The organism is Dietzia sp. Alg238-R159 (assembly GCF_900537145.1).
In the GTDB taxonomy this organism is placed as follows: domain Bacteria; phylum Actinomycetota; class Actinomycetes; order Mycobacteriales; family Mycobacteriaceae; genus Dietzia; species Dietzia kunjamensis.
The window spans coordinates 90,229-110,813 of sequence record NZ_UNRI01000003.1; the positions used below are offsets into that span (position 1 = coordinate 90,229).

23 protein-coding genes and 1 pseudogene are annotated in these 20,585 nt (G+C 72.1%); 10 read left to right on the forward strand and 14 right to left on the reverse strand.

The genetic code is table 11. From position 1 onward, the window contains the following. Positions 1-7: 7 nt before the first annotated feature. From G6R20_RS08880 to G6R20_RS08890, 3 genes are read right to left on the reverse strand one after another with little or no spacing between them, the layout of a single operon-like run. Complete coding sequence (locus tag G6R20_RS08880; protein WP_163376168.1) at positions 8-1,054, reverse strand: hemolysin family protein; 1,047 nt, start codon at positions 1,052-1,054, stop codon at positions 8-10. After that, positions 1,047-2,420, reverse strand: a complete 1,374-nt coding sequence (locus tag G6R20_RS08885) for a hemolysin family protein (protein ID WP_163376169.1) — start codon at positions 2,418-2,420, stop codon at positions 1,047-1,049. The genes G6R20_RS08880 and G6R20_RS08885 overlap by 8 nt, the downstream gene beginning before the upstream one ends. Before the next feature lie 11 nt (positions 2,421-2,431). Continuing rightward, positions 2,432-2,776 (reverse strand): hypothetical protein, encoded by a 345-nt coding sequence (locus tag G6R20_RS08890; protein WP_163376170.1) that lies wholly within the window; start codon positions 2,774-2,776, stop codon positions 2,432-2,434. Between the two features lie 126 nt (positions 2,777-2,902). On the opposite strand from G6R20_RS08890, the gene dapA reads away from it, so the two are divergent. Continuing rightward, positions 2,903-3,790, forward strand: coding sequence for a 4-hydroxy-tetrahydrodipicolinate synthase (gene dapA, locus G6R20_RS08895; protein ID WP_067718938.1), 888 nt, complete (start codon positions 2,903-2,905; stop codon positions 3,788-3,790). 68 nt (positions 3,791-3,858) lie between these two features. Here the strand turns inward: dapA and G6R20_RS08900 are convergent, their stop codons facing one another. Beyond that, entirely contained in the window at positions 3,859-4,773 is a 915-nt protein-coding gene (locus G6R20_RS08900; RefSeq protein ID WP_163376171.1) for an SDR family NAD(P)-dependent oxidoreductase, read from the reverse strand. A gap of 162 nt (positions 4,774-4,935) precedes the next feature. On the opposite strand from G6R20_RS08900, the gene G6R20_RS08905 reads away from it, so the two are divergent. After that, positions 4,936-5,754, forward strand: a complete 819-nt coding sequence (locus G6R20_RS08905) for a DUF1906 domain-containing protein (RefSeq protein ID WP_119192546.1) — start codon at positions 4,936-4,938, stop codon at positions 5,752-5,754. A gap of 24 nt (positions 5,755-5,778) precedes the next feature. Here the strand turns inward: G6R20_RS08905 and G6R20_RS08910 are convergent, their stop codons facing one another. Further along, positions 5,779-6,102 (reverse strand): putative quinol monooxygenase, encoded by a 324-nt coding sequence (locus G6R20_RS08910; RefSeq protein ID WP_096906599.1) that lies wholly within the window; start codon positions 6,100-6,102, stop codon positions 5,779-5,781. Between the two features lie 84 nt (positions 6,103-6,186). Between G6R20_RS08910 and G6R20_RS08915 the strand changes: the two genes are divergently transcribed. Both G6R20_RS08915 and G6R20_RS08920 read left to right on the forward strand, forming a co-directional pair. Beyond that, entirely contained in the window at positions 6,187-7,026 is an 840-nt protein-coding gene (locus tag G6R20_RS08915) for a serine O-acetyltransferase (protein ID WP_082924056.1), read from the forward strand. 12 nt (positions 7,027-7,038) lie between these two features. Beyond that, positions 7,039-7,725, forward strand: a complete 687-nt coding sequence (locus G6R20_RS08920) for a response regulator transcription factor (protein ID WP_067718948.1) — start codon at positions 7,039-7,041, stop codon at positions 7,723-7,725. A 104-nt stretch (positions 7,726-7,829) separates the two neighbouring features. Here G6R20_RS08920 and G6R20_RS08925 read toward each other — a convergent pair whose 3' ends face one another. Beyond that, complete coding sequence (locus G6R20_RS08925; RefSeq protein WP_163376172.1) at positions 7,830-9,317, reverse strand: ATP-binding protein; 1,488 nt, start codon at positions 9,315-9,317, stop codon at positions 7,830-7,832. A gap of 74 nt (positions 9,318-9,391) precedes the next feature. On the opposite strand from G6R20_RS08925, the gene G6R20_RS08930 reads away from it, so the two are divergent. Together G6R20_RS08930 and G6R20_RS08935 are read left to right on the forward strand one after the other, a co-directional pair. After that, positions 9,392-10,204, forward strand: a complete 813-nt coding sequence (locus G6R20_RS08930) for a hotdog fold thioesterase (protein WP_069388634.1) — start codon at positions 9,392-9,394, stop codon at positions 10,202-10,204. A gap of 66 nt (positions 10,205-10,270) precedes the next feature. Then, the gene (locus G6R20_RS08935) at positions 10,271-10,834 is read left to right on the forward strand and encodes an NAD(P)H-dependent oxidoreductase (protein WP_067718956.1); all 564 of its coding nucleotides are present in this window, start codon (positions 10,271-10,273) and stop codon (positions 10,832-10,834) included. Between the two features lie 117 nt (positions 10,835-10,951). Here G6R20_RS08935 and tpx read toward each other — a convergent pair whose 3' ends face one another. From tpx to G6R20_RS08950, 3 genes are all read right to left on the reverse strand, one after another. Next, the gene (gene tpx / locus G6R20_RS08940) at positions 10,952-11,449 is read right to left on the reverse strand and encodes a thiol peroxidase (protein ID WP_163376173.1); all 498 of its coding nucleotides are present in this window, start codon (positions 11,447-11,449) and stop codon (positions 10,952-10,954) included. Between the two features lie 100 nt (positions 11,450-11,549). Continuing rightward, on the reverse strand, positions 11,550-12,353 hold the full coding sequence (locus tag G6R20_RS08945) for an adenylate/guanylate cyclase domain-containing protein (RefSeq protein ID WP_132062913.1): 804 nt from the start codon (positions 12,351-12,353) through the stop codon (positions 11,550-11,552). 11 nt (positions 12,354-12,364) lie between these two features. Next, positions 12,365-13,033, reverse strand: coding sequence for a DNA-3-methyladenine glycosylase (locus G6R20_RS08950; protein ID WP_163376174.1), 669 nt, complete (start codon positions 13,031-13,033; stop codon positions 12,365-12,367). 112 nt (positions 13,034-13,145) lie between these two features. Here G6R20_RS08950 and G6R20_RS08955 point away from each other — a divergent pair, with 112 nt between their 5' ends. The 3 genes from G6R20_RS08955 to G6R20_RS08965 all read left to right on the forward strand — a co-directional run bounded on the left by G6R20_RS08955 (position 13,146) and on the right by G6R20_RS08965 (position 15,521). Further along, positions 13,146-13,778 (forward strand): YdcF family protein, encoded by a 633-nt coding sequence (locus G6R20_RS08955; protein WP_163376175.1) that lies wholly within the window; start codon positions 13,146-13,148, stop codon positions 13,776-13,778. Between the two features lie 74 nt (positions 13,779-13,852). Further along, positions 13,853-14,458: a DedA family protein gene (locus tag G6R20_RS08960; protein WP_120285713.1), complete on the forward strand. Its 606-nt coding sequence runs from the start codon at positions 13,853-13,855 to the stop codon at positions 14,456-14,458. A 55-nt stretch (positions 14,459-14,513) separates the two neighbouring features. After that, a complete protein-coding gene (locus tag G6R20_RS08965; RefSeq protein ID WP_163376176.1) occupies positions 14,514-15,521 on the forward strand; it encodes a pirin family protein in 1,008 nt (335 codons plus the stop codon). A gap of 15 nt (positions 15,522-15,536) precedes the next feature. On the opposite strand, the gene G6R20_RS19125 is transcribed toward G6R20_RS08965, so the two are convergent. The 3 genes and pseudogenes from G6R20_RS19125 to G6R20_RS08975 all read right to left on the reverse strand — a co-directional run bounded on the left by G6R20_RS19125 (position 15,537) and on the right by G6R20_RS08975 (position 17,813). Beyond that, positions 15,537-16,097 (reverse strand): isochorismatase family cysteine hydrolase, encoded by a 561-nt coding sequence (locus G6R20_RS19125; protein ID WP_346010039.1) that lies wholly within the window; start codon positions 16,095-16,097, stop codon positions 15,537-15,539. Positions 16,098-16,118: 21 nt separating this feature from the next. After that, positions 16,119-16,937, reverse strand: a pseudogene (gene nadE, locus G6R20_RS19130) (ammonia-dependent NAD(+) synthetase); the annotation flags it as partial. A gap of 72 nt (positions 16,938-17,009) precedes the next feature. Beyond that, the gene (locus G6R20_RS08975) at positions 17,010-17,813 is read right to left on the reverse strand and encodes an alpha/beta fold hydrolase (protein WP_163376178.1); all 804 of its coding nucleotides are present in this window, start codon (positions 17,811-17,813) and stop codon (positions 17,010-17,012) included. 45 nt (positions 17,814-17,858) lie between these two features. Here G6R20_RS08975 and G6R20_RS08980 point away from each other — a divergent pair, with 45 nt between their 5' ends. Further along, entirely contained in the window at positions 17,859-19,358 is a 1,500-nt protein-coding gene (locus G6R20_RS08980; protein ID WP_163376179.1) for a hypothetical protein, read from the forward strand. Here the strand turns inward: G6R20_RS08980 and G6R20_RS08985 are convergent. Both G6R20_RS08985 and G6R20_RS08990 read right to left on the reverse strand, forming a co-directional pair. Beyond that, positions 19,282-19,797: a GNAT family N-acetyltransferase gene (locus G6R20_RS08985; protein ID WP_163376180.1), complete on the reverse strand. Its 516-nt coding sequence runs from the start codon at positions 19,795-19,797 to the stop codon at positions 19,282-19,284. The two genes, G6R20_RS08980 and G6R20_RS08985, sit on opposite strands and share 77 nt — an antisense overlap. Continuing rightward, positions 19,794-20,354, reverse strand: a complete 561-nt coding sequence (locus G6R20_RS08990) for a DUF2599 domain-containing protein (RefSeq protein ID WP_205475793.1) — start codon at positions 20,352-20,354, stop codon at positions 19,794-19,796. Before G6R20_RS08990 ends, G6R20_RS08985 begins: the two co-directional genes overlap by 4 nt. Positions 20,355-20,585: the final 231 nt, after the last annotated feature.

Here is a 20,585-nt window from a genome sequence, read left to right on the forward strand (position 1 = left end):
GGGCGCCCTACTGATCGGCTCCGGGCGTCGCATCCCTGACCTCGCCGACGAGTTCTGCCAGGACGTCCTCCAGGACCAGCAGCCCACGCGGGTCGGGTTCGCCGTGTTCGCGATCGTCGACGACCGCCAGGTGGGCCCGGGCCCGCTGCATCGCCTCCAGGACGTCGTCGAGAGGGGTCTCGGCGGGCACGATCCCCAGTTCACGGATCCGCTCGCGGCGCAGGGGCTGGGACAGATCGTCGCCGAGGGTGTCCTTGACGTGGACGTAGCCGACGTACGCGCCGCCGCGGCGCACGGGGAACCTCGAGTGCCCCGTCCGCACGCACAGTTGCTGCACGTCTCCGGTGGACCAGTCCTCCTCGATCGAGTCCACCTCCGCGATCGGCCGGAGGACGTCGGCGGCGGTGATGTGATCGAACTCGAGCGCGCCCTCGAGCAGCAGCGTCTCGTCCTCGTCGAGGAGGCCGGAGTCCTCGGCCGCGGCGACCATCCCGTGCATCTGGTCCACCGTGAAAGTGGTCTCCACCTCGGAACGCGGTTCCACCCGCAGTACGTACCTCACCACCGCGTCCGCGGACTTGTTCATCAGCCAGATCGCGGGCAGGAACACCAGCACGAAGACCCGCAGGACCGGGCCGAGCAGGAGGGCCGCGGCCGCGGGCCGGGCGATCGCCATGTTCTTGGGCACCATCTCGCCGAGCACCATGTGCAGGAATGTGACGATGAGCAGGGAGATCACCAGAGCGATCGGGTGGGCGAACCCGGTGGACACGCCCAGCCAGCCCAGCGGCTGCTCGATGAGGTGGGCGATGGCGGGTTCGCCGACCGCGCCGATGAGCAACGAGCAGGCCGTGATGCCGAGCTGCGTGGCCGCCAGCGAGAGCGACACGTTCTCCATGCCGCGCAGCGACCACAGTGCGCGCGTGCTGCCCTCGGCAGCGTGCGGCTCCAGGTTGTCGCGCCGCGCGGAGACCATCGCGAACTCCGCGGCGACGAAGAACCCGTTGCCCAGCAGGAGGGCCACCAGGACCAGCAACGCCACACCGTCACTCATCCGGGTCCACCGCCTCGGGCTCGTCCCGCAGGACGGTGGCACGCACCCGCTCGGCCCGGTGCGCGCGCAGTGATTCCACCCGCAGGCGCACACGCGCCCGCGTCGGCAGGTCGTCGTCGTCGCGGTTCTCGTGGTCGTGCGCGTCCAACTCGGTCTCGTCGCCGACCCGGGGGAGTCGGTCCACCGCCTCGGACAGGAGCCCGGACAGGGTGGACACCGTCTCCACCGGCGGGATCTCCAGTCGCAGGATGGCGCCCAGTTCGTCGGGCCGCATCATCCCGCCCACGAGCACGGTGTCGTCGTCGACCCACTCGTGGGTGCGCGACGCACGGTCCTGCTCGTCATCGATCTCGCCGACGATCTCCTCCACCAGGTCCTCCAGGGTGACGATCCCCGCGGTCCCGCCGAACTCGTCCACCACCACGGCCATCTGCAGATCGGTCTGACGGAGCAGCCGCATGAGCGGGTCGAGCGTCATCACCTCCGACACCACGGTCGCCTCGGTGGCGATCTCCCGCACCGGCGTCCGGGCGCGCTCGTCGACAGGCACGGCCAACGCCTGCCGGTAGTGGACGACGCCCACCACCTCGTCGACGGTCGCGCCGAGGACGGGGAACCGCGACCGGCCCGTCGCGGCCACCGTGTCGAGCAGGTCCTGTGCGGTGTGGTCACGCAGGAACGTCACCAGCGGACGGGGCACCATCACGTCCGCCGCGCGGTGTTCCCCGAACGAGATCGAGCGGGTCACCAGCTCGGCCGTGTGCGGGTCCATCGCGCCCTGGCGGCCCGACCGCGCGGCCGACGCCCGTAGCTCCTCGGGTGACCGTGCCTCGCCGGGTTCCTCCTGCGGGGTGAACCCGAGCAGCCGCAGGACGACGTTGGCGGTGGTGTTGAGGCCCGTGACCAGCCAGCCGAACACCGCCATGAAGATCCTCTGGGGGATCACGACCAGCCGCGCGACCCGCATCGGAGCGGCGATGGCCCAGTTCTTGGGGACCAGTTCGCCGAAGACCATCTGGAGGAAGGTGACGACGACGAAGGCCACCGTCATCGCGATGCCGCGGGCCGCCGGTTCACCCATCCCCGACAGGCCGAGGGCGCCGGTGATCAGCTCGCCCACGGAGGGACCGGTGAGGTATCCCGCCAGGAGGCTGCTGACCGTGATGCCCAGCTGGGCCCCCGACAGGTTCGTCGAGGTCCTGGCCAGGGACCCGTCGAGAGTCGTGGCGATGCGATCGCCCTCCGAGCCGGCCGCTCGCACGTCGTCCCGGTTGACGGTGAGGAACCCGAACTCGACGGCCACGAACAGGGCGTTGGCACTGATGAGCAGTATCAACGCCAGCGTGAGCGTCAGGGCGATGGCCACGTCAGGCCCGGCTACTGGCCGTCTGCCGTACCGTCCGAGCCGCCCACGGCGTGATCCGGCTGCTCAGGGGTCTGGTACACCTTCTTCTGCTCGGCGCGCTCGGCGGCGCCGTCCCCGCCCGCGCCAGACGTCGCAGCGGAGCTCGCCGCTCCCGCGGAGTCGTGCGGGGTCGCGCCCCCGGCGGCCCGGTCGGTGGCGGACTCGGTGGCGGTGGACTCGGTGGCGGTGTCCGCCTCGTCCCCGCCCCGGGAGGTGCTGCCGTCGCCGGCCCCCGATCCGTCGATGGTGTTGCCGAACGACTCCGCGGGCTCCTCCGGGATGCGCGCGGGGTCGTCGGGTCGGGTCTGGTCGGTCACAATCGCCTCCGCGGTCTCGGTGGTGGACGCCGGGCCCCGGCGCCGGGGTGCTGACGACCCTAGTCCCGTGGGGACCCCTCACGTCGGAATCTCCCGACCGCGTCACCGTGGCTTAGTCTGGTGCGCATGTCGGACAATCCCTTCGGTCGGGTCATCACCGCGATGGTGACCCCCATGCATGACGACGGCTCGATCGATTTCGACGGCCTGCAGCGGCTCGCGGTGCACCTCGCCGATCACGGCCACGACGGTCTGCTGGTCAACGGCACGACCGGCGAGTCCGCGACGACCACCGACGACGAGGACTACGACAGCGTGGCCGCCGTCGTCGAGGCCGTCGGCGACCGGGTGAAGGTCATGGCCGGCTGCGGCACCAACGACACCGAGCACTCGATGCGCGCGGCGCGCGAGATGGTCGCCCGCGGCGCCGACTCCCTGCTCGTGGTGACCCCGTACTACAACAAGCCCACCCAGCACGGGATCGTCGAGCACTTCCGGATGATCGCCGAGGCCGCCGACCGCCCGATCATGGCCTACGACATCCCCGGCCGCACGGGCACCGCCCTGGCCACGGACACCATCCGGCGGATGGCCGAGATCCCCCGGGTGCTGGCGGTCAAGGACGCCAAGGGTGACCTGTTCGAGGCCAGTCGACTCATGGCGGAGACGGACCTGCTCTGGTTCTCCGGCGACGACGTGCTCAACCTGGCCTTCCTGGCCCTCGGTGCCACCGGCATCGTCTCGGTCGTCGGCCACGTCGCCGGCGACGACTACCGGGCGATGATCGAGGCCGTCGACGCCGGCGACCTGCCCCGCGCCCGCGAGATCCACACCCGCCTCATCCCGGCCGTGGACGCGATCATGCACACCTCGCAGGGCGCCATCCAGGTCAAGGCGGCGCTGAAGGAGGCCGGCCTCATCGGCTCGGACCGCCTGCGCATGCCCCTCCTCCAGGGGCCGCCCGAGCACCGGGCCAAGTTGCGCGACGGGCTGGCCGCGGCCGGGCTCGGCTGACCCATCCCGGCCACCGGCCGACCACGGTCACCACTCTGCGGGGGATGACCTCGTCGTCGTGACCCTCGTCATGCCCGCTGGAACGCGGCCATCTCCGTGCACCGCCGCCACAGGGCGGCGGCCGTGGTCCGGTCGTGCGAACGGCGACCCGACCGGGCGGGCTTCGGATGCCCGCGCAGGCCCCCGAGGCGATCGGGGCCGACGAACTCGCCGCCGGTGAGGCCGGGCACCGTCGCCGCGTACAGCACGGACAGTGCGCCCATCTCCGGTGTCAGGCCCGCCCACGTGATGGAGTTGCCCAACTCGAAGAAGCGGTCCGCCAGTGGGTTGCCGCTCTGGCGGATGAGGTCGGTCGCCGTGTAACCGGGATGGGCGGCGACCGACCGCAGCCCGCTGCCGGACCGCTCGAAGTGGCGCTGCCACTCGTAGCCCAGCATGATGCACGCTAATTTGGACTCCGCGTACGCCGCCATGGGTCGGTAGCCGCGCACGTCCATGTCGAGATCGTCGGTGTCGAGTCGTCCGCGCAGGTGGGCGAGCGAGCCCAGCCACACGACCCGGTCCGTCAGCATCTGCTCCAGCCCCAGGGTGAGCGCGTGATGTGCCAGCACGTTGACCCCGAACTGCATCTCGTGTCCCTGCGCGGTGCGGGCGTGGGGGATGTTCATCACACCGGCGTTGTTGATCAGCACGTCTACCGGCGCACCCTCCGCCGCCGTGGCCGCCACGAACGCGTCGACGGAGTCCAGGTCCGCCATGTCGAGCAGGCGCACCTGCGCGCGCTCCCGGTCACCGGCGGGGAGCGTCGCGCGCGCCTCCTGCGCCTTCTCCTCGTTCCTGCAGGCCATGACGACCCGGGCGCCCCGGGCCGTGAGTGCGGCGGTGGTCGCCAGCCCGATCCCGCCGTTGGCGCCCGTGACCACGAAGGTCCGGCCCGTCTGGTCGGGGATGTCGGTGGCGGACCATCTGTGCGCGCGAGTCATGAACGTCAGTCAACCAGCCGTGCCTGCGCTGTGGTGGTCCGTCCGTGTGGTAACGCCGGGATATCGTTCGCGATGTCCTTGTGACACACTCGTCGGGTGTGCGGGTCCCACGTGTCACACGTGCCCCCGCGTGCCCCTTCCTCGAGATCCCGGAGTAGCCCCATGACGTTCGACCGCCGAACCTTCCTGCGCCGCGCCGGCATCGGCGCCGCCGGGGCGGGCGCCCTCGCCGCGGGCATCACCCCCGCGGTGGGTGCCCAGTCCTCGATCCCCGCCGGGCTCGGTGCGCTGCCGGGGGCGGGTGTCGGCGTCCCGATCGGCACACTGCTCGACTACGCCTCCGGCCCGCCGTCGGCGGCGTCGATCCGCGCGGCCGGCCACATGGGCGCCGTGCGGTACTGCTCCAACCGTCGCCCCGGCGCCGAGTGGATGACGGGCAAGCCGCTGCTGCGCCGCGAGGTCGACGACTTCCGCCGCAGTGGCCTCAACATGGTCTCCTGCTACCAGTACGGGCGTGCCGAGACCGCCGACTGGAGGGAAGGCGCCGCGGGCGGCGACCGCCACGCCCCGATCGGGATCCGGATCCACCGCGAGGCCGGCGGGCCGTCCGGCGTGCCGATGTACGTCGCGATCGACGACAACCCCACCCGGTGGCAGTTCGACAACCAGATCCGCCCGTACCTTGAGCGCTGGCGCGCCCATCTCCACGGCGCGGGGATGGAGCTCGGCGTGTACGCCAACGCCCCCACCATCGACTGGTGCCGTCAGACCGGCCTGGGGCGGTACTTCTGGCAGCACGACTGGGGCTCCGGTGGGCGCCTCAACCCGAGCGCGACGATCCACCAGCTGCCGGTCCGGCAGCAGGTCACCGTCGGCGGGGTCGTGTCCGACCTCAACCGTGTCTACGCACTCGACTACGGCCAGTGGTGGCCGGTCGACCCGATCGCGCTCGCGCAGTCGGCGCTCGGCAGCTCGATCTGACGCGACGTCTGGCAGGGTCGTCGCCTACTCGACGGTGATCTCGCCCATCGCCCCCCACTCCTCGCCCTCGGCGGTGGTGTTGATGATCCGCGGGGTCCGCTCGAGGTAGCGGGCGGCCGAGCCGGTGAACTCGGCGAAGTGGTCGGAGTTCACGTGCTGGGCGGGGGCGTCGCCCTCCCGGAAGGCCTCGCACAGCAGGAAGGTGTTCGGAGACTCCGGCGACCGGTACCAGTCGAAGAAGAGATTGCCAGGCTCGGCGCGGGTGGCCTCGGTGAACTCGCGGGTGAACTCGAGCCAGGACTCGGCGAACTCGGGCTTGACGTCGAAACGCACGTTGATGAGGATCATGGCCCCATCCTGCCGCGTGGGGAGCGGGCCGTCGAGGGAGGTGCGACTCGCCCCGATCGCCGGGGCAGGCATACGCTGTATCAGGTGACCATCGAGATGAGCACCGAGAACCCGTGCGTCCCGCGGGCAGAGGCCGACTCCTCCGTCCGCGCCGTCTGGAACCGCCTGTCGCTGGACGCGACCTCGAGCAGGAACGAACCGCTGATCGCGGGACTGGTCCTGGATCTCATCGACGGCTGTGATGACCTCGGCGAATCCCTCGCGCGCCTCGCCGCCTCCCGGGTCGCGACCCCCGAGATCGGTCGGCACGTGCTGGAGAAGGAGATCCGGGCGGTGCTGGTGGAGCATCCCCACGTCCTCGAGGCCGTCGCGGCCGACCTCGTGGTGAGCTTCGAGCGCAACCCCGCGTACCCCAACTACCTGGTGCCCTACCTCTTCGCCAAGGGCTTCCTCGGCCTGCAGGTGCACCGCGTGGCCCACGAGATGTGGAACTCCGGGCGCGTCATGGCGGCGTCGTTCCTGCAGAGCCGGATCTCCGAGGTGTTCGCGATGGACATCCATCCCGCGGCCCGTGTCGGCTCGGGCATCCTCGTCGACCACGCCACCGGGATCGTCGTGGGCGAGACCTGCGTGATCGGCGACGGCGTGTCCATCCTGCAGGGCGTCACCCTCGGCGGCACCGGCAACGAGGACGGCGACCGTCATCCCAAGATCGGCTCCGGCGTGCTGCTGTCCGCCGGATCGATCGTGTTGGGCAACGTCCGGGTGGGCGCCTGCTCCAGGGTGGCCGCGGGATCGGTGGTCCTGCACGAGGTCCCGCCCCACACCACCGTGGCCGGGGTCCCCGCGAAGGTGGTCCGGCGGCACGCGGATTCGCTGGTCCCCGCAGAGCGGATGGACCAGGAGATCGACCCCGAGGGGTAGGGAAACACGCCGATGCGGGTCCTGGTGGTCGACGACGAGCCGGCGCTGCGCGAGAGCGTGCGCCGGGGGCTCGTCACGGGCGGCTGGGCCGTGGAGACCGCCGCCGACGGTGACGCGGGCCTCGAGATGGCCTGCGCCGACGACTTCGACGTGGTCGTGCTGGACATCATGATGCCGCGGCGCAGCGGGTACGAGGTCGTCCGCGAGATGAGACGCCGCGAGGTCTGGACCCCGGTGCTCATGCTCACCGCCAAGGACGGCGAATACGACGAGGCCGACGCCTTCGACCTCGGCGCCGACGACTACCTGGTCAAGCCGTTCTCGTTCGTCGTCCTCGAGGCGCGGCTCCGGGCCCTGGTGAGGCGGGGGGCACCGGAGCGCCCGGCGACGTTCGAGGCCGGCGACCTCGTGGTGGACCCGGCCGCGCGGGAGGTCCGCCGCGGGGATACGCGGATCACCGTGACCGCGCGCGAGTACGCGGTGCTCGAGTACCTCATCCGCCACCGCAACCAGGTGGTGTCCAAGGTCCAGATCATGCGGGCCGTGTGGGACGCCGCCTACGACGGTGACGACAACATCGTCGAGGTCTACGTCGGCTACCTGCGACGCAAGATCGACGCCCCGTTCGGGGCCCGCGCCATCGAGACCGTTCGCGGGCAGGGCTACCGACTCGTCGACAGCGTCGCGGCGCGCCCCTGAGCCGGGCCACTTCGCCCACTCCTCGCCGGCGTCTGCGCGTGGCCATCCGTCCTGCCACAGCCGCCCGCCGGCGCAGGGGGCGGGACCCTGTGCGGGATGACCGCTCAGGCGGGCCGGGCCGGGCCGGTGGGGATGTCGTCGACGTCGTCGTCCAGTGACTCGACCGGCAGCTCGACCACGAACCTCGCGCCCCCGCCGGGGGCGTCCTCCGCCCGGACCGAGCCGCCGTGGGAGCGGGTGATCTCGGCGACGATCGCCAGACCCAGGCCCGATCCGCCCTTGCCCCGCGCGCGGTCCGCGTCCAGGCGGGCGAAGCGATCGAACACTGAATCCCGTTGATCAGGGGGAACGCCCTCGCCGTCGTCGTCGACACAGACTACCGCGCGCGGCGCCCCGGGGGTCGTGCGGTCGACGGTGAGCCGCAGCGCGATCCGGTCGCGCGCGTGGCGGCGGGCGTTGTCGACGAGGTTGCGCACCACGCGCTGCAGGGCATCGGCGTCGCCCACGAGGCGCGCGGGCTCCACCGAGGCCGCCACCTCGAGCCCGCCGCCGATGCTGTCGCCGCTGCCGCCGCCTCCGTCGCCGCCGCCGCCGAGCCCGCGGAGCCGGGCGGCTTCGGAGAGCACGATGTCGTCGAGGTCCACGTCGTCGCGCCGCAGTGGCCGGCCGCGCTCGTCGTTCTTGGCCAGCAGGAGCAGGTCCTCGACCATCGTGCGCATCCGCTGCACCTCCGGCAGGAGCAGCTCGTCGACGGTCTCCACGTCCACCGGGGTGCCGGAGGTGGAGGACAGCTCGAGCATCGTCGACAGCGTGGACAGCGGGCTGCGCAGTTCGTGCGAGGCGTCACCGACGAACGCGACCTGAGCGGTGCGGGCGGCGTCGAGGCGCGCGAGCATGGCGTTCATCGTGCGGGCCAGGCGTGAGATCTCGTCCTCGGCTTCGGGGACCGGGACCCGTTCGCCGCGGCCGGAGGCGGAGATCTCGGCGACGCGGGAGCGGATCGACTCGACCGGCCGCAGCACCCGCCCCATGGCGTAGTGGACGAACACCGCGGTGGCCAGGCCGGCGACGGGGACGAACGCCAGGAACAGCACCGCGCCGGTGGCCAGGAGGGAGTCGTAGCGGTCGGTGTCGGTGGCCACGTCCACGGCGAACGTTCCCCCGCGGACCTCCACGCCGACGGAGGTGAGGCGGAGGTCGGCGCCGTTCGGGGCGTCGAGGTCGCGCTGGATGACCTGACCGGGGGCGGGAGAGGGGAGCGCGGGGACGTTCTCGAGGCCGCGGGTGACCTGACCGGCCAGGACGCGGCCGTCGGGCGCGACGACCCGCACCAGGTCCACCCCGGACAGTGGTTCGGAGACCAGCTCGAGGGACGCCTGCGGGCCCCGGGCCGCGAGCCCACCCGCCACTTCGACCGCCCGGGCACGGTCGGCGGAGTCGATCGCGCCGTGCACGGCCGACCGCAGGAGCAGCCACGCACCGCCGGCCGCTGCCGCCAGCACGAGGATGACGATGCCGGTGGCGATCACGGTCGTGGCGACGCGGATGGGCCAGCGGCGGGGGGTCGTGAGGGCCTCGCGGTTCAGTGGCACGTCACCATTGTGCGGACGCGATCCGGCGCGCGCGGTCGCGGGGAGTGAACGAGAACACGTGTTAGCGTCGGCGGGTGAGAGAATCGCAGCACGACGGCCCGGAGCCCCGCCTGGGGTTGACGTTCAGCCCGAACCCGGACGGGTCGGTGAGCTGGCACCAGCCGGTCGGCGACCAGTTCATCGACCCGTCGGGGCGTTTCGCCACCGGCGGTCTGGCGGTCCTGGTGGATTCGGGCCTGGGGTCGGAGAACCACCGCCGCCGCCCCGAGGGGATGTGGACGGTCACCACCGAGCTGCGGATGGACCTGCTGGCGCGACCGCGCGCGGGATCGGCGGGACTGGGCATCCGCACGGACCACCTGGGCGACGACGGTCACTGCCTCACGACGCGCGGCGAGGTCGTCGACGACGACGGCGAGGTGATCGCCTCCGGACTGGTCAAATCCATGGAGATCGCGGGAGCCGTGGACCCGGACGGGTACGACGACGAGCCGCCGTGGCCGTCCAGACTCGCGCCGGGAACGCTGGCCGAGGTCCTGTGCCTGACGCTGGACGAGCGGGACGACGGCCCGGGCGGAACCCGCGTCGTGGAGGGCGTGATCGCGCCGGAGCCGACGTTGGCCAACCCGCTGGGCAATCTGCACGGCGGCGTGTTCGCGGCGGCCGCGGAGGTCGCCGGGGCGGCGGTGTTCCCGCACGAACGCGAGGTCAGCTCGTCCTCGCTCGACGTGCGGTACGTACGACAGATCCCGCTGGTGCAGCCGGTGACGGTCCGGGCCGAGGTCCTGCACGACGGCCGGAGTTGGGGCATCGCCCAGGTGACGACGAGGGATGAGCGGGGGCGCGTCTGTGCCGTGGCGACGGTCACGGTCTACGGCCACCGGTAGTAGGTGTCACGTCAATCAAGTAGAGTTCTCGTCATCAGCAACCCGCACGACGAGAGGGGACCGTACGTGAAGATCGGCATCATTCTGGGCAGCATCCGCGAGGAGCGTTCCGGGCAGACCGTGGCCGAGTGGGTCGCGCAGGAATCGCAGGCGCGGCAGGACGCCACCTATGAGCTGGTCGACCTCAAGTCGTTCGACGTCCCGCTGCTCACCTCGGCCACGGTGCCGGGCGCGGCGAACAAGCAGTACTCCGACGAGCGGGTGCAGCGCTGGAGTTCGACCATCGACTCCTACGACGCCTTCGTCTTTGTCACCCCCGAGTACAACCACAGTGTCCCGGGCGGCCTGAAGAACGCCTTCGACTCGCTCGGTAGCGAGTGGGCGAACAAGCCCGTCGCCTTTGTCTCCTACGGAGCCGAGGGTGGTGTGCGCGCCGTGGAGCACTGGCGGCAGATAGTGGCCAACTTCCACATGTACGGCGTGCGTCAGCAGATCTCGCTGAGCTTGTTCACCGAGTTCGGCCCCGAGGGCGTGCAGCCCGCGGAGCGCCGCTCCGAGGAGCTGGCGACGCTGTTCGATCAGCTCGAGCAGGCCACCCGCCGCTTCTCCCTGGTGGACGCGAGCGCCTGAGTCGCGGCGCGCTACACAGGCGCAGTAGCCGGACGCAGTAGTTGAGCAAGGAGGCCCGCCCCCGTTTCTTCGGGGGCGGGCCTCGTCGTTCGCTGCGGTGCGTTCGCTGCGGTGCGCTCAGTTCACGGCGGCGAGCGCGGCGTCGTAGTCCGGCTCGGTGGTGATCTCGTCGACGAGCTGCGTGTAGACGACCTTGCCCTCGGCGTCGACCACGACGACCGAGCGGGCCAGCAGGCCCTCCATGGGGCCGTCGGTCATCTTGACTCCGTAGTCCGCGGCGAAGTCGCTGCGGAAGGTCGAGCCGGCGGTGGCGTTCTCGATGTCCTCGGCGGCGCAGAAGCGCTTGTGCGCGAACGGCAGGTCGGCCGAGATGTTGACGACCTCGGTGTTCTCCAGGCCGGAGGCCTTCTCGTGGAAGGTGCGCACCGACTGGGCGCACACGCCCGTGTCGACGCTGGGGAAGATGTTGAGGATGAGCTTCTTGCCGGCCAGCGACCCGGAGGTCACGGGAGCGAGGTCGGTGCCGACGAGTTCGAACTCCGGGGCCTTCGAGCCGACGGCGGGGAGCTCGCCGGACGTGCTGACGGGGTTGCCCTTGAAATTGGTGGTTGCCATGCGTCCGTTCTACCGGATGCCGGTGGTCGGCGGTGGTCCGGCCGGTTCCGGGGTGGGGCGGCGGATGGCGGGTTCCCCGCTCCCGGTCCCGCCGAACTCCTCAGCGCGGGGTCGCCACGTAGACGGCGATCCCGTCGGGCACACCCTTGACCCCGCCCCACCGGAAGGTCCGCTTGGGGCGGGTCGCCACGCTGTCGGGGTCCAGTCCGGCGCGCGTGGACTCGCTGATGAGGATCTCGCCCGCGCCGGCCTTCTCCGCGAGCCGCGCGGCGACGTTGACGTCCATGCCGAGATAGTCGTCCCCGATCCGGCGCGGGCGCCCGGTGTGGACGCCGACCCGCAACCGCGGACGCCAGCCCGCCACCTCCACGCCGGCGACCCCGTCCAGGCAGGCGGCCACCGCGTCCAGCGCCAGCTGGGGAGACGGGAACGTGGCCATCAGTCCGTCGCCGAGACGTTTGACGACGGCGCCACGGTGGGCGAGCACCTCGGGTTCGGTGGCCGCGGCGACCCGTCGGAGGAGCTGCAGCGACTCCTCGTCGCCGGCGCGCATCGCCCAGTCGGAGAACCCGACGATGTCGGTGAACACGATGGTCACCTCGCTCCCGCCGCCGGCCCGCCCCGTGCGCTCGAGCACGGCGTGCCACACCTGGAGCCCGCCGAGCGTCACCTCCCGGGACGCGGTGGGCTGCTCGTCGAACAGTCGGCCGGCCACCCGGGCGATCGTCCCCGCGCTGTCGCGGCCGGCGGCCGAGAGCGGGTCGCCGAAACCGGCGTCCCCGGGCAGGGCCCGCCGGGCCCGCCGCAGCAGTTCGACCGACGTGGGATGACGGTTGACGTCTCGTGCGCCCGCCGCGGCGCGGGCCGTCGCCGCCCGCACCCGCTCCCAGTAGAGGTTCGCCATGGTCGTGAAGCCTAGGACGAGGAGGTGGGCGCCGGGGCCGCCTCGCCCGTCTGGTCCACCGCCCGCCACAGGTACCAGGACGCCACCGACCGGTACGGTGCCCAGCCGGCCGAGTGGTCCAGCATCATCGCGGGGGAGGCCTTGTCGTCCAGACCCAGCACCCGTTCGAATCCCCGCCGCACCCCGACATCGGCCACGGGGAACACGTCGGGTCTGTCCAACAGGAAGATCAGCAGCATCTCCACGGTCCATCGGCCGATCCCGCGGACCGTCGTCAGGGACGAGATGACCTCGTCGTCGTCGTAGTCCCTCAGTTCCCCCAGGGTCGGGATCCGACCCCCACGCACCGCGTCGGCGAGGTCCCGCAGGGCGGCCACCTTCGGCCGCGAGATCCCGCACGCCCGCAGCTCCTCGTCGGACAGTGCGGCCACGAGCGCGGGGTCGAGCTGGGCGTTGCTCGTCGCCCGCCCGCGCAGCCGGCCCGCGATCGTCGCGGCGGCCTTCACCGAGAGCTGCTGGGACAGGATCGACGAGGCCAGCCGGTCGAAGAGGGTGTGCGGCCCCGTGTCCGGCGTCGGGGTGAGGGTGCACGGACCGACGGCGTCGATGTGCGCGCGCAGGTGTGGGTCGGCATCGTGGAGGTACCGCACGGCCGTGACCCTGTCGTATCCTTCCGGCATGCCGTGAAGGGTACGCGGGTCGATCATGACCTCCCCGTGTCACAGGTAACGACCTTCACGCACAATGCGATAACCAACGGGTCACGACACTGCTCGGGAGAGGACCGCTATCGTGCGTAGAACTCAGAGGCGTCTCGCCGCCGTCGCGGCCGCCGCCGCTCTCGCGCTGGGCGCCGGAGCGGGCACCGCCTCCGCCGGGTCGGCCGAGGTGCCGTCGGGCGTCGCGCTGTACAGCGGCCTGACGATGCTCGGCTGCCAGAACGTCGGCCAGGAGCTACTGGCGGTGTGTGGGGACTTCGAGGTCCCCACCGTGGACGATCCCGCGGTGCTCACCGTCAACCCGTTCACCACCGATATCGTCATCCTGGGTGCCGGACTGCTCCCCGACGGCGGCATCCGCCCCGTGCTCGAGGAGCGACTGCGGACCGGATACCGGTTGGCGCAGTCGTACCCGACCGCCCGCATCATCGTCACCGGCGGCGTGCCGCAGAACGGGCGCACCGAGGCACGCGCGATGGGCGACTGGCTGCGTGGCGCCGGGATCGCGCCGTTCCGGATCACCGAGGAGGGGAACTCCGCCTCCACGGTGCAGAACGCCCAGTTCACCGACCGGATCTTCCGGGAGCGCGGCACCACCGGCGCCGTCGTCGTGACCACCGGTGACCACGTCAAGCGCGCAGTGCTCAACTTCCGCCAGGCCGTGGACGGCCGGATCCCGGTCACCGGCGTGGTCGCGCGGGGCTGATCGAGGTCGCCGCTCCTGTGGTCCTTTCGACCGAGGGTGATCTCGGCGGGATCGCCGGCTGGGCCGTGGGCGTCATGGAGGCGCTCGGCGGGCCCGGCGCGGCCCTCGTCGTGGGTCTGGAGAACGTCTTCCCGCCCATCCCCAGCGAGGTCATCCTGCCGCTGGCGGGGTTCAGCGCGGCGCAGGGCACGTTCACCCTCGCCGGTGCGATCTTCTGGACCACCCTCGGGTCCGTGCTGGGGGCGATCCTCGCCTACGGTCTGGGTTTCTGGCTCGGTGCCGAGCGGGTCCGCGCGCTGTTCGACCGGGTCCCGCTGATCCAGGTCGCGGACTTCGACAAGGCCGAGGGCTGGTTCACCCGCCACGGGCGGGGCGCGGTCTTCTTCGGTCGGATGGTGCCCGTCGTGCGCAGCCTCATCTCCATCCCGGCGGGTGTGGAGCGGATGAGCCTCCTGCTGTTCGTGCTGCTCACCACGGCCGGCAGTCTGATCTGGAACTCGCTGTTCGTCGTGGCCGGGTATCTCCTGGGTGAGCAGTGGCACCGGATCGAGTCGGTGGCGGGATGGGCGTCCAACGCCGTCGTCGCGGCGATCGTGGTGCTGCTGGCGGTGTTCCTGGGGCGGCGTGCCTACCTGGAGTTCAGGGAGCAGCGGGAACACCGCGACGCCCCACGCGGTTAACTGATGTGACAGCAAAAAGTCGTGTCAGCTCACCCGTGCACCCCAGGAGGAAACCATGTCCGCCATCCGCCAGGTCGTCCCGCTCGGAGGCCAGTGGCCGGGCCTCGACCCGTTCCTGTTCGCCGTCCATCACCGTGACGAGTTCCCTCCGGCCGAGGGCGAGACCATGCGTCCCGCCGCCTCTCTCGCAGGCCGGTCCCTGGGGCAGGACTTCTCGGGCCAGGACGGGTGGTCGATGTACCACGGTGAGACCGTCCCCGGCTTCCCCCAACACCCGCACCGCGGGTTCGAGACCGTGACCGTGGTGCTCGACGGCGTGGTCGACCACGCCGACTCCCTCGGCGCGGCGGCCCGTTTCGGCCACGGCGACACCCAGTGGCTCACCGCCGGTTCCGGGATCTCGCACTCGGAGATGTTCCCGCTTCTGGACACCGAGCGGCCCAACACCATGGAGCTGTTCCAGATCTGGCTCAACCTCGCGCCCGAGGACAAGTCCGCCGAGCCGCACTTCGACATGTTCTGGTCCGAGAAGACCCCGGTCGTCGTCCGCGGAGCCGACGGGGCCGCCGCGAGGTTCCGCCTGATCGCCGGGGAGATCGACGGCGTGCGGGCGCTCGACCCGCCGCCACACTCCTGGGCGGCGCGACCGGAGAACCACCTGGCCATCTGGATCGTCACGCTCGACCCCGGCGTGAGCACGGAACTGCCCGGTGCCGACCCCTCCGCGAACCGGGTGCTCTACAACTACGGCGGGCCACTGACGGTCGACGACCAGCAGTTGGGGTACGACGCCGCCGTCCTCGCCCCGGAGACGGTCACCGTGACCGCCGGAGACGAGGGCGCGTCGTTCCTCGTCCTGCAGGCCCGGCCGATCGGTGCCCCGGTCGTCCAGCAGGGGCCGTTCGTCGGCAACACCCGCGAGGACATCGTCACCGCCATGCAGGAGTACCGCGCCGGCGTGTTCGGCACCTGGGACCTGCCGCAGAACGACCCCGTCCATCCGCGCGGCGAGACCCGGTTCGCCCGCTACCCGGACGGCCGCGTCACGCGGCCGGTGGGATAGTCGGCGGCCGTCGGGTCAGTCCCCGTCGGGCCAGGCTCCGGTTCGCAACAGCTGGAGGCTGGCCTCCTGGTCGATGATCGGCTGGCGCATCTGGTCGGCGCAGAAGTCCAGCAGCGCCTCCGAGAGGGCGGAGTTGTCCGACGAGATGGCACCGCGGGCGACCGCGACGTGGAGGTTCTCGGCGAACCCGTCGATCGCCGTCTGCGACACGCAGCTGTGCGTCGACACCCCGCACAGCAGCAGGTGGTCCACGCCGAGTTGCTCGAGCCGGGCCTTGAGCTCGGTGTCGAAGAAGGCGCTGTCGCGGGTCTTGACCACCTCCACGTGATCGCCCGTGGCCAACTCGTCGAGGAACTGCGCCTGCTCGGTGCCGGGAAACGCGAAGCCCTCGTCGTCCTCGCACATGTTGAGCGTCCACGTGGACTTGTCGCGGGAGTGCTCGGTGCGCACCAGCACGACGGGTCGTCCGGCGTCGTGGGCGGTGCGGATGAGCTCGTTGACCCGCGGCACCAGCTCGTCGCGCACCTTCGCCAGTTCGGGGAACTCGAAGTACGAGTTCTGCATGTCGATCACCACGAGGGCGGTCTGCTCGCCCGGACGCCACCACGTGTCCGAGACCTCGACCGGCGTGGTGCGCTTGTGCCGGTTGCGGTGCCACACCGTCTCGATCGTCCGCGCCACGTGCTCGGGGACGTCGCGGCCCTCGAGGTAGTCGTCGATGTCGTCGTACCGCAGACCGAGCTCGTCCTCGTCGGTCTGGCCCTCGTTCTCGTCCAGCAGGTCGGCGGTGGGCACCTTGTCCCACAGTCGCTTCGGGGCACCCAGTTGGCGGAGCAGGGCGCGACCCTGCCGCTTGTTCAGCCCCGACAGTGGCAACACGTCCGCTGCGCCGTCGCCGAACTTCGTGAAGAACCCGGTGACGTTCTCGGCGGCGTGGTCGGCGCCGATCACCAGCAGTCCGCGGTCCCCGGCCAGCGCGTACTGGGCGACCATGCGGTGACGCGCCTTGGCGTTGCCCTTCGTGAAGTCGGTGAGCTCGGCCCCCGTGCCCTCCCGGATCGCCCCGTTGAGGGCGTCGACCCCCGGTGCGACGTTCACGGTCACGGTCTCGTCGGCGTCCACGAACTCCACCGCGGCGACGGCATCGGCCTCGTCGTGCTGCACCCGGTAGGGCAGGCGCATCCCCACGAACACCGCGTCGCCGCCGTCCGCGCGCACCCGCTCCACCGCGATCTGGGCCAGGCGTCCGGCCAGAGTGGAGTCGACCCCGCCGGAGATGCCCAGCACGAATCCCTTGGCGCCGCTGGTGGTGAGGTAATCAACGAGGAACCGCACCCGTCGCTCCACCTCGGTGGCGGGGTCGATGTCGGGCCGGACCCCGAGGCTGTCGATGATCGTCCGCTGTAGTTCTCGCATGGCCCCATTGTGCGAGGCCGGCGCCGCGGTGCCACCGCTCGGGCGCCGCCGGGACGCCGGGCGCCGACCCTTTCAGCCGCCGCCGGCGCGCACGAAGTCGCCCACGACCCGCGGCCACGAGGCCACCTCGGCCGGGGTCCGAGCCACCTCCAGTCGGGCGTCGGGCAGCAACTCCAGGAGCTCCTCGGCCACCTCCAGCGGGTGCGAGGCGTCCAGGGGCCACGCGAGCAGCAGCACCGGCATCCCGAGCCGGGCCACCTCCTCCCTGGGCGGCAGGTCGGTCGCGGCCGCGCCCCGGAACGCCGCGGGCAGCCACTCGTCCGCCACATCGGGCGCGGTGACCGGCCGGGCCGGGTCGATGGCCGGCGAGGTGGGCGGCTGCCGGGTCACCTCGGACCACCGGGCCCCGCCCCAGCGTTCCACCTGCCGCGCGGCCAACTCGTACAGCCGCGACTGTTCCCGCCGCCACTGCCACACCGTCGGCGGGATGCCCAGGGTGAGCGATGCGAACCGCTCCGGCTCGGCCACCGCCGCGGTCAGCAGCGTCGCCGACCCCATCGACTGACCCACGCCGTGGACTTGCTGGCCTCCGAACTCCTCGTCGAGCAGGGCGAGCAGATCGCGGGCCAGCGCCGGCCACGTGTAGTCGTCCGGGTCCGCGGTGCCCGGGGACTCACCGTGACCGCGGGCGTCGTAGCGCACGACCCGCAGGCCGTCGCGGCCCGCCGTGAGGTCGAGGCCGAACACCTCGTCGCGGCGCCGGCTCGAGCTGAGCCCGTGCAACTGCACCACCGGCAGCCCGTCCCCGCGTACGTCGCGGGCGAGCGCGGGCCCGTCCCCGCCGGGCCGGGCGTCGAGCCGTCTCGTCGTCGTCACACTCCGCGCCTTTCCCCGTAACACGCCGCCCCTACCGTCCGGGCCATGAGGCTCACCACCGTAACGCGGATGTCGCTCCCCGACGGCGTCGTGCACCGGTTTGCGACCGATGTCACCCCAGCTCACGGCGAAGATCGATCCCCCTCGTTCGACCAGGCGCGCCACGCCTCGCTCGGCCCCCGCCCGGGCTCGTGGATGGCCGTGGCGTTCACGCTGCCGTTCCCGGCCGACCGGGACGAGGTCGCGCGGGCGTGGCTCGCGGTGGTCGCGCGCCACGAGACGCTGCGCACGGTGCTCACCGGAGGCGGGCACGACCGCGACGAGCACGAGGGGAGGACCGACCGCGACGACCGTGACGACGACAACGACGACGAGCTGCGCCTTCGGCCCGTGACCGTGCGGCCACTCGGGTGGCGGACCCCGCCCGCGGAGCCGGGGGAGGACCCGAGGGCCGTCCTGCGCCGGGTGTTCGACAAGGCGTGCTGCCCGTTCGCCCGGCCGGCGCACGCGCTGTGCCTGGTGGAGCCGCGGGACGAGCGGGAGCGGCCGGTCGTGGTGATCGGGCTCGACCACTGCCACGTCGACGCCTGGTCGCTGCTGGTGCTGATGCGCGACTTCTGCTCGTGCCTCGACGACCTGGCCTGCGGACTCGAACCGGGCACCTGCCTGCCGCCGGCGACGGCGTTCGCCGCCCACACCGCCGAGCTCGCCGCCCGCCCGCCCGCGCCGGACGAGGTGCACCGACGCTGGGCCGCGATCCTGGCCCGCGGCGGCGGTGAGATGCCGGTATTCCCGCTCGACCTGGGCGACATCTCCACCCCGCGCGAGGAGGTGGTCGAGGTGCGCGACGTGCTCGACCCGGCCGGGGTCGCCGCCCTGGATGAGGCGGCCGCCGCCGGCGGAGTACGCATGATCTCGCTGGCGATCGCCGAGATGACGGCCGTACTCCACCGCCGCGCCGGGGTGGGCCTGCGCGCGGTCCTGCCTGTGCACTCCCGCCACGATGTGCGCTCCGCCCGCTGGAACGACTCGGTGGGGTGGTTCATCACCAACTCCGTGATCGAGTGCGACGACCCCGACCCGGCCGCGTGCGCGGTGGCCGTGCGCGAGGCCGTCGACCTCGGTTCGCACGCACTGGGGCCGATACTCGCCCCGTACGGCGGGATGCCGCACACCCCGGGGATGTTCGCGATCTCGTGGCTCGACCACCGCCGCCTGCCGGTTGACGTGGACCTGAGCCTCAGCCCGCAGCACGTGTCGGCCGCGATCCGGACCGACGGGGTGATGGTGTGGTTCGTGGTCAGCGGTTCGGGGCTGCACGTGCGCTGCCGCTATCCGGGCACCGAAGCCGCCCGCGGGTCGGTGGGGGGTTGGCTCGACGAGCTGTGCGCCGGGCTGGTCCGCCGCGCCACCCCGGCCGCCGGTCGCACCGGGCCGGGCGGGCAGGACGAGGCCGCTCGCGTGCAGGTCAGTGGGGCGGCGCGCCGGACTCCGGTCCCAGGTCGGCCTGCAGCCACCCCACGTCGAGCCACCGCCCGTGCTTGAACCCGATCCGTTCCAGCCGGCCCGCCTCGCGGAACCCCATGGCCAGGTGTAGAGCCACACTCGGCTCGTTGGGAAGGGTCACGATCGCCAGCAGTCGGCGGAACCCGGCCGCCTCGAGCCGGGCGAACAGCTCCCGGTACAGCGACCGCCCCAACCCGAGGCCGTGCGCGCCCGGATCGACGTAGACGCTCACCTCGCAGGACCAGCGGTACGCCGCGCGGTCCTTGACCGGCCCGGCGTAGGCGTACCCGACGATCCGGCCGTCGAGCTCGGCCACCAGCCAGTCGTACCCCGCCAGTGCCCGGTCGATCCGCGCCGCGAACTCGTCGACCGGCGGCACCTCGGTCTCGAACGTCGCCGTGGTCTCGCGGACGTACGGCGCGTACACGTCCAGACAACCGGCGGCGTCGGCCACGGTGGCGCGGCGGATCGCCCTCACACCTCCGGCCCTCCCGGGTTGCACCCCTCGGCCAGCATGCGCTCGGGCGAGACCACCGGCCGCCACGGCTCGAGATTCCAGGTGGGCTTGTCCGGCTCGAGCAGTCGCGCCCAGGTCCAGTGGCAGTCGAACTGCTCCCACATCCCCGGGCTGTCGGCCTCGGGGACGAGCCGGACGACCTCCCGCCAGGCCGTTCGCGAATCGTCGTCCCCCCACGCCTGGCGGCCGGCGGTGGACGGGGCGACCTCGAGCGTCACCCCGTAGTCGGAGTCGCCCCAGGTCGCGGCCTCGATGAACGGCGGGACGGGCGAGGGCGAGCCCCACTCCGAGGGGACGGGACTGTCGGTGGCGGGGGACGACGACCGCGCCGGGGGCGGGGACTCCCGCGGCGCGGCCGTCGGCACCCGCGCCGCGGAGGTGGACACGGACGTCGTCGTCCCCGCGTCCCCGGGCGCGGGCTCCCGCGGGTCCGACGAGCACCCACCCAGCGCGATGGCCGCCAACAGCACGGCGCCGAGTGCGGCGGCAGTGGATCCGGTGGGCGGGCGGTGGGACATCGCTCGCAGTCTGCCACGGGCAAAGGGTTGCGTCCGAGCACGTGTGCAGAGGATCCTGTCTGCGGAAGGGAACCCGGCGCAGGCGGAGAGCCCGCACGCCACCCCTCCCACAGAAGGAGCGTGACCGATGCCCCCGTTCGACCTCTCCCAGCTGCAGGCCATGTGGGACGGGATCTTCCCCGCGATCTTCGGGCCCCTCGCTGCCTTCGTCGACACGATCGGCGCGTCCGT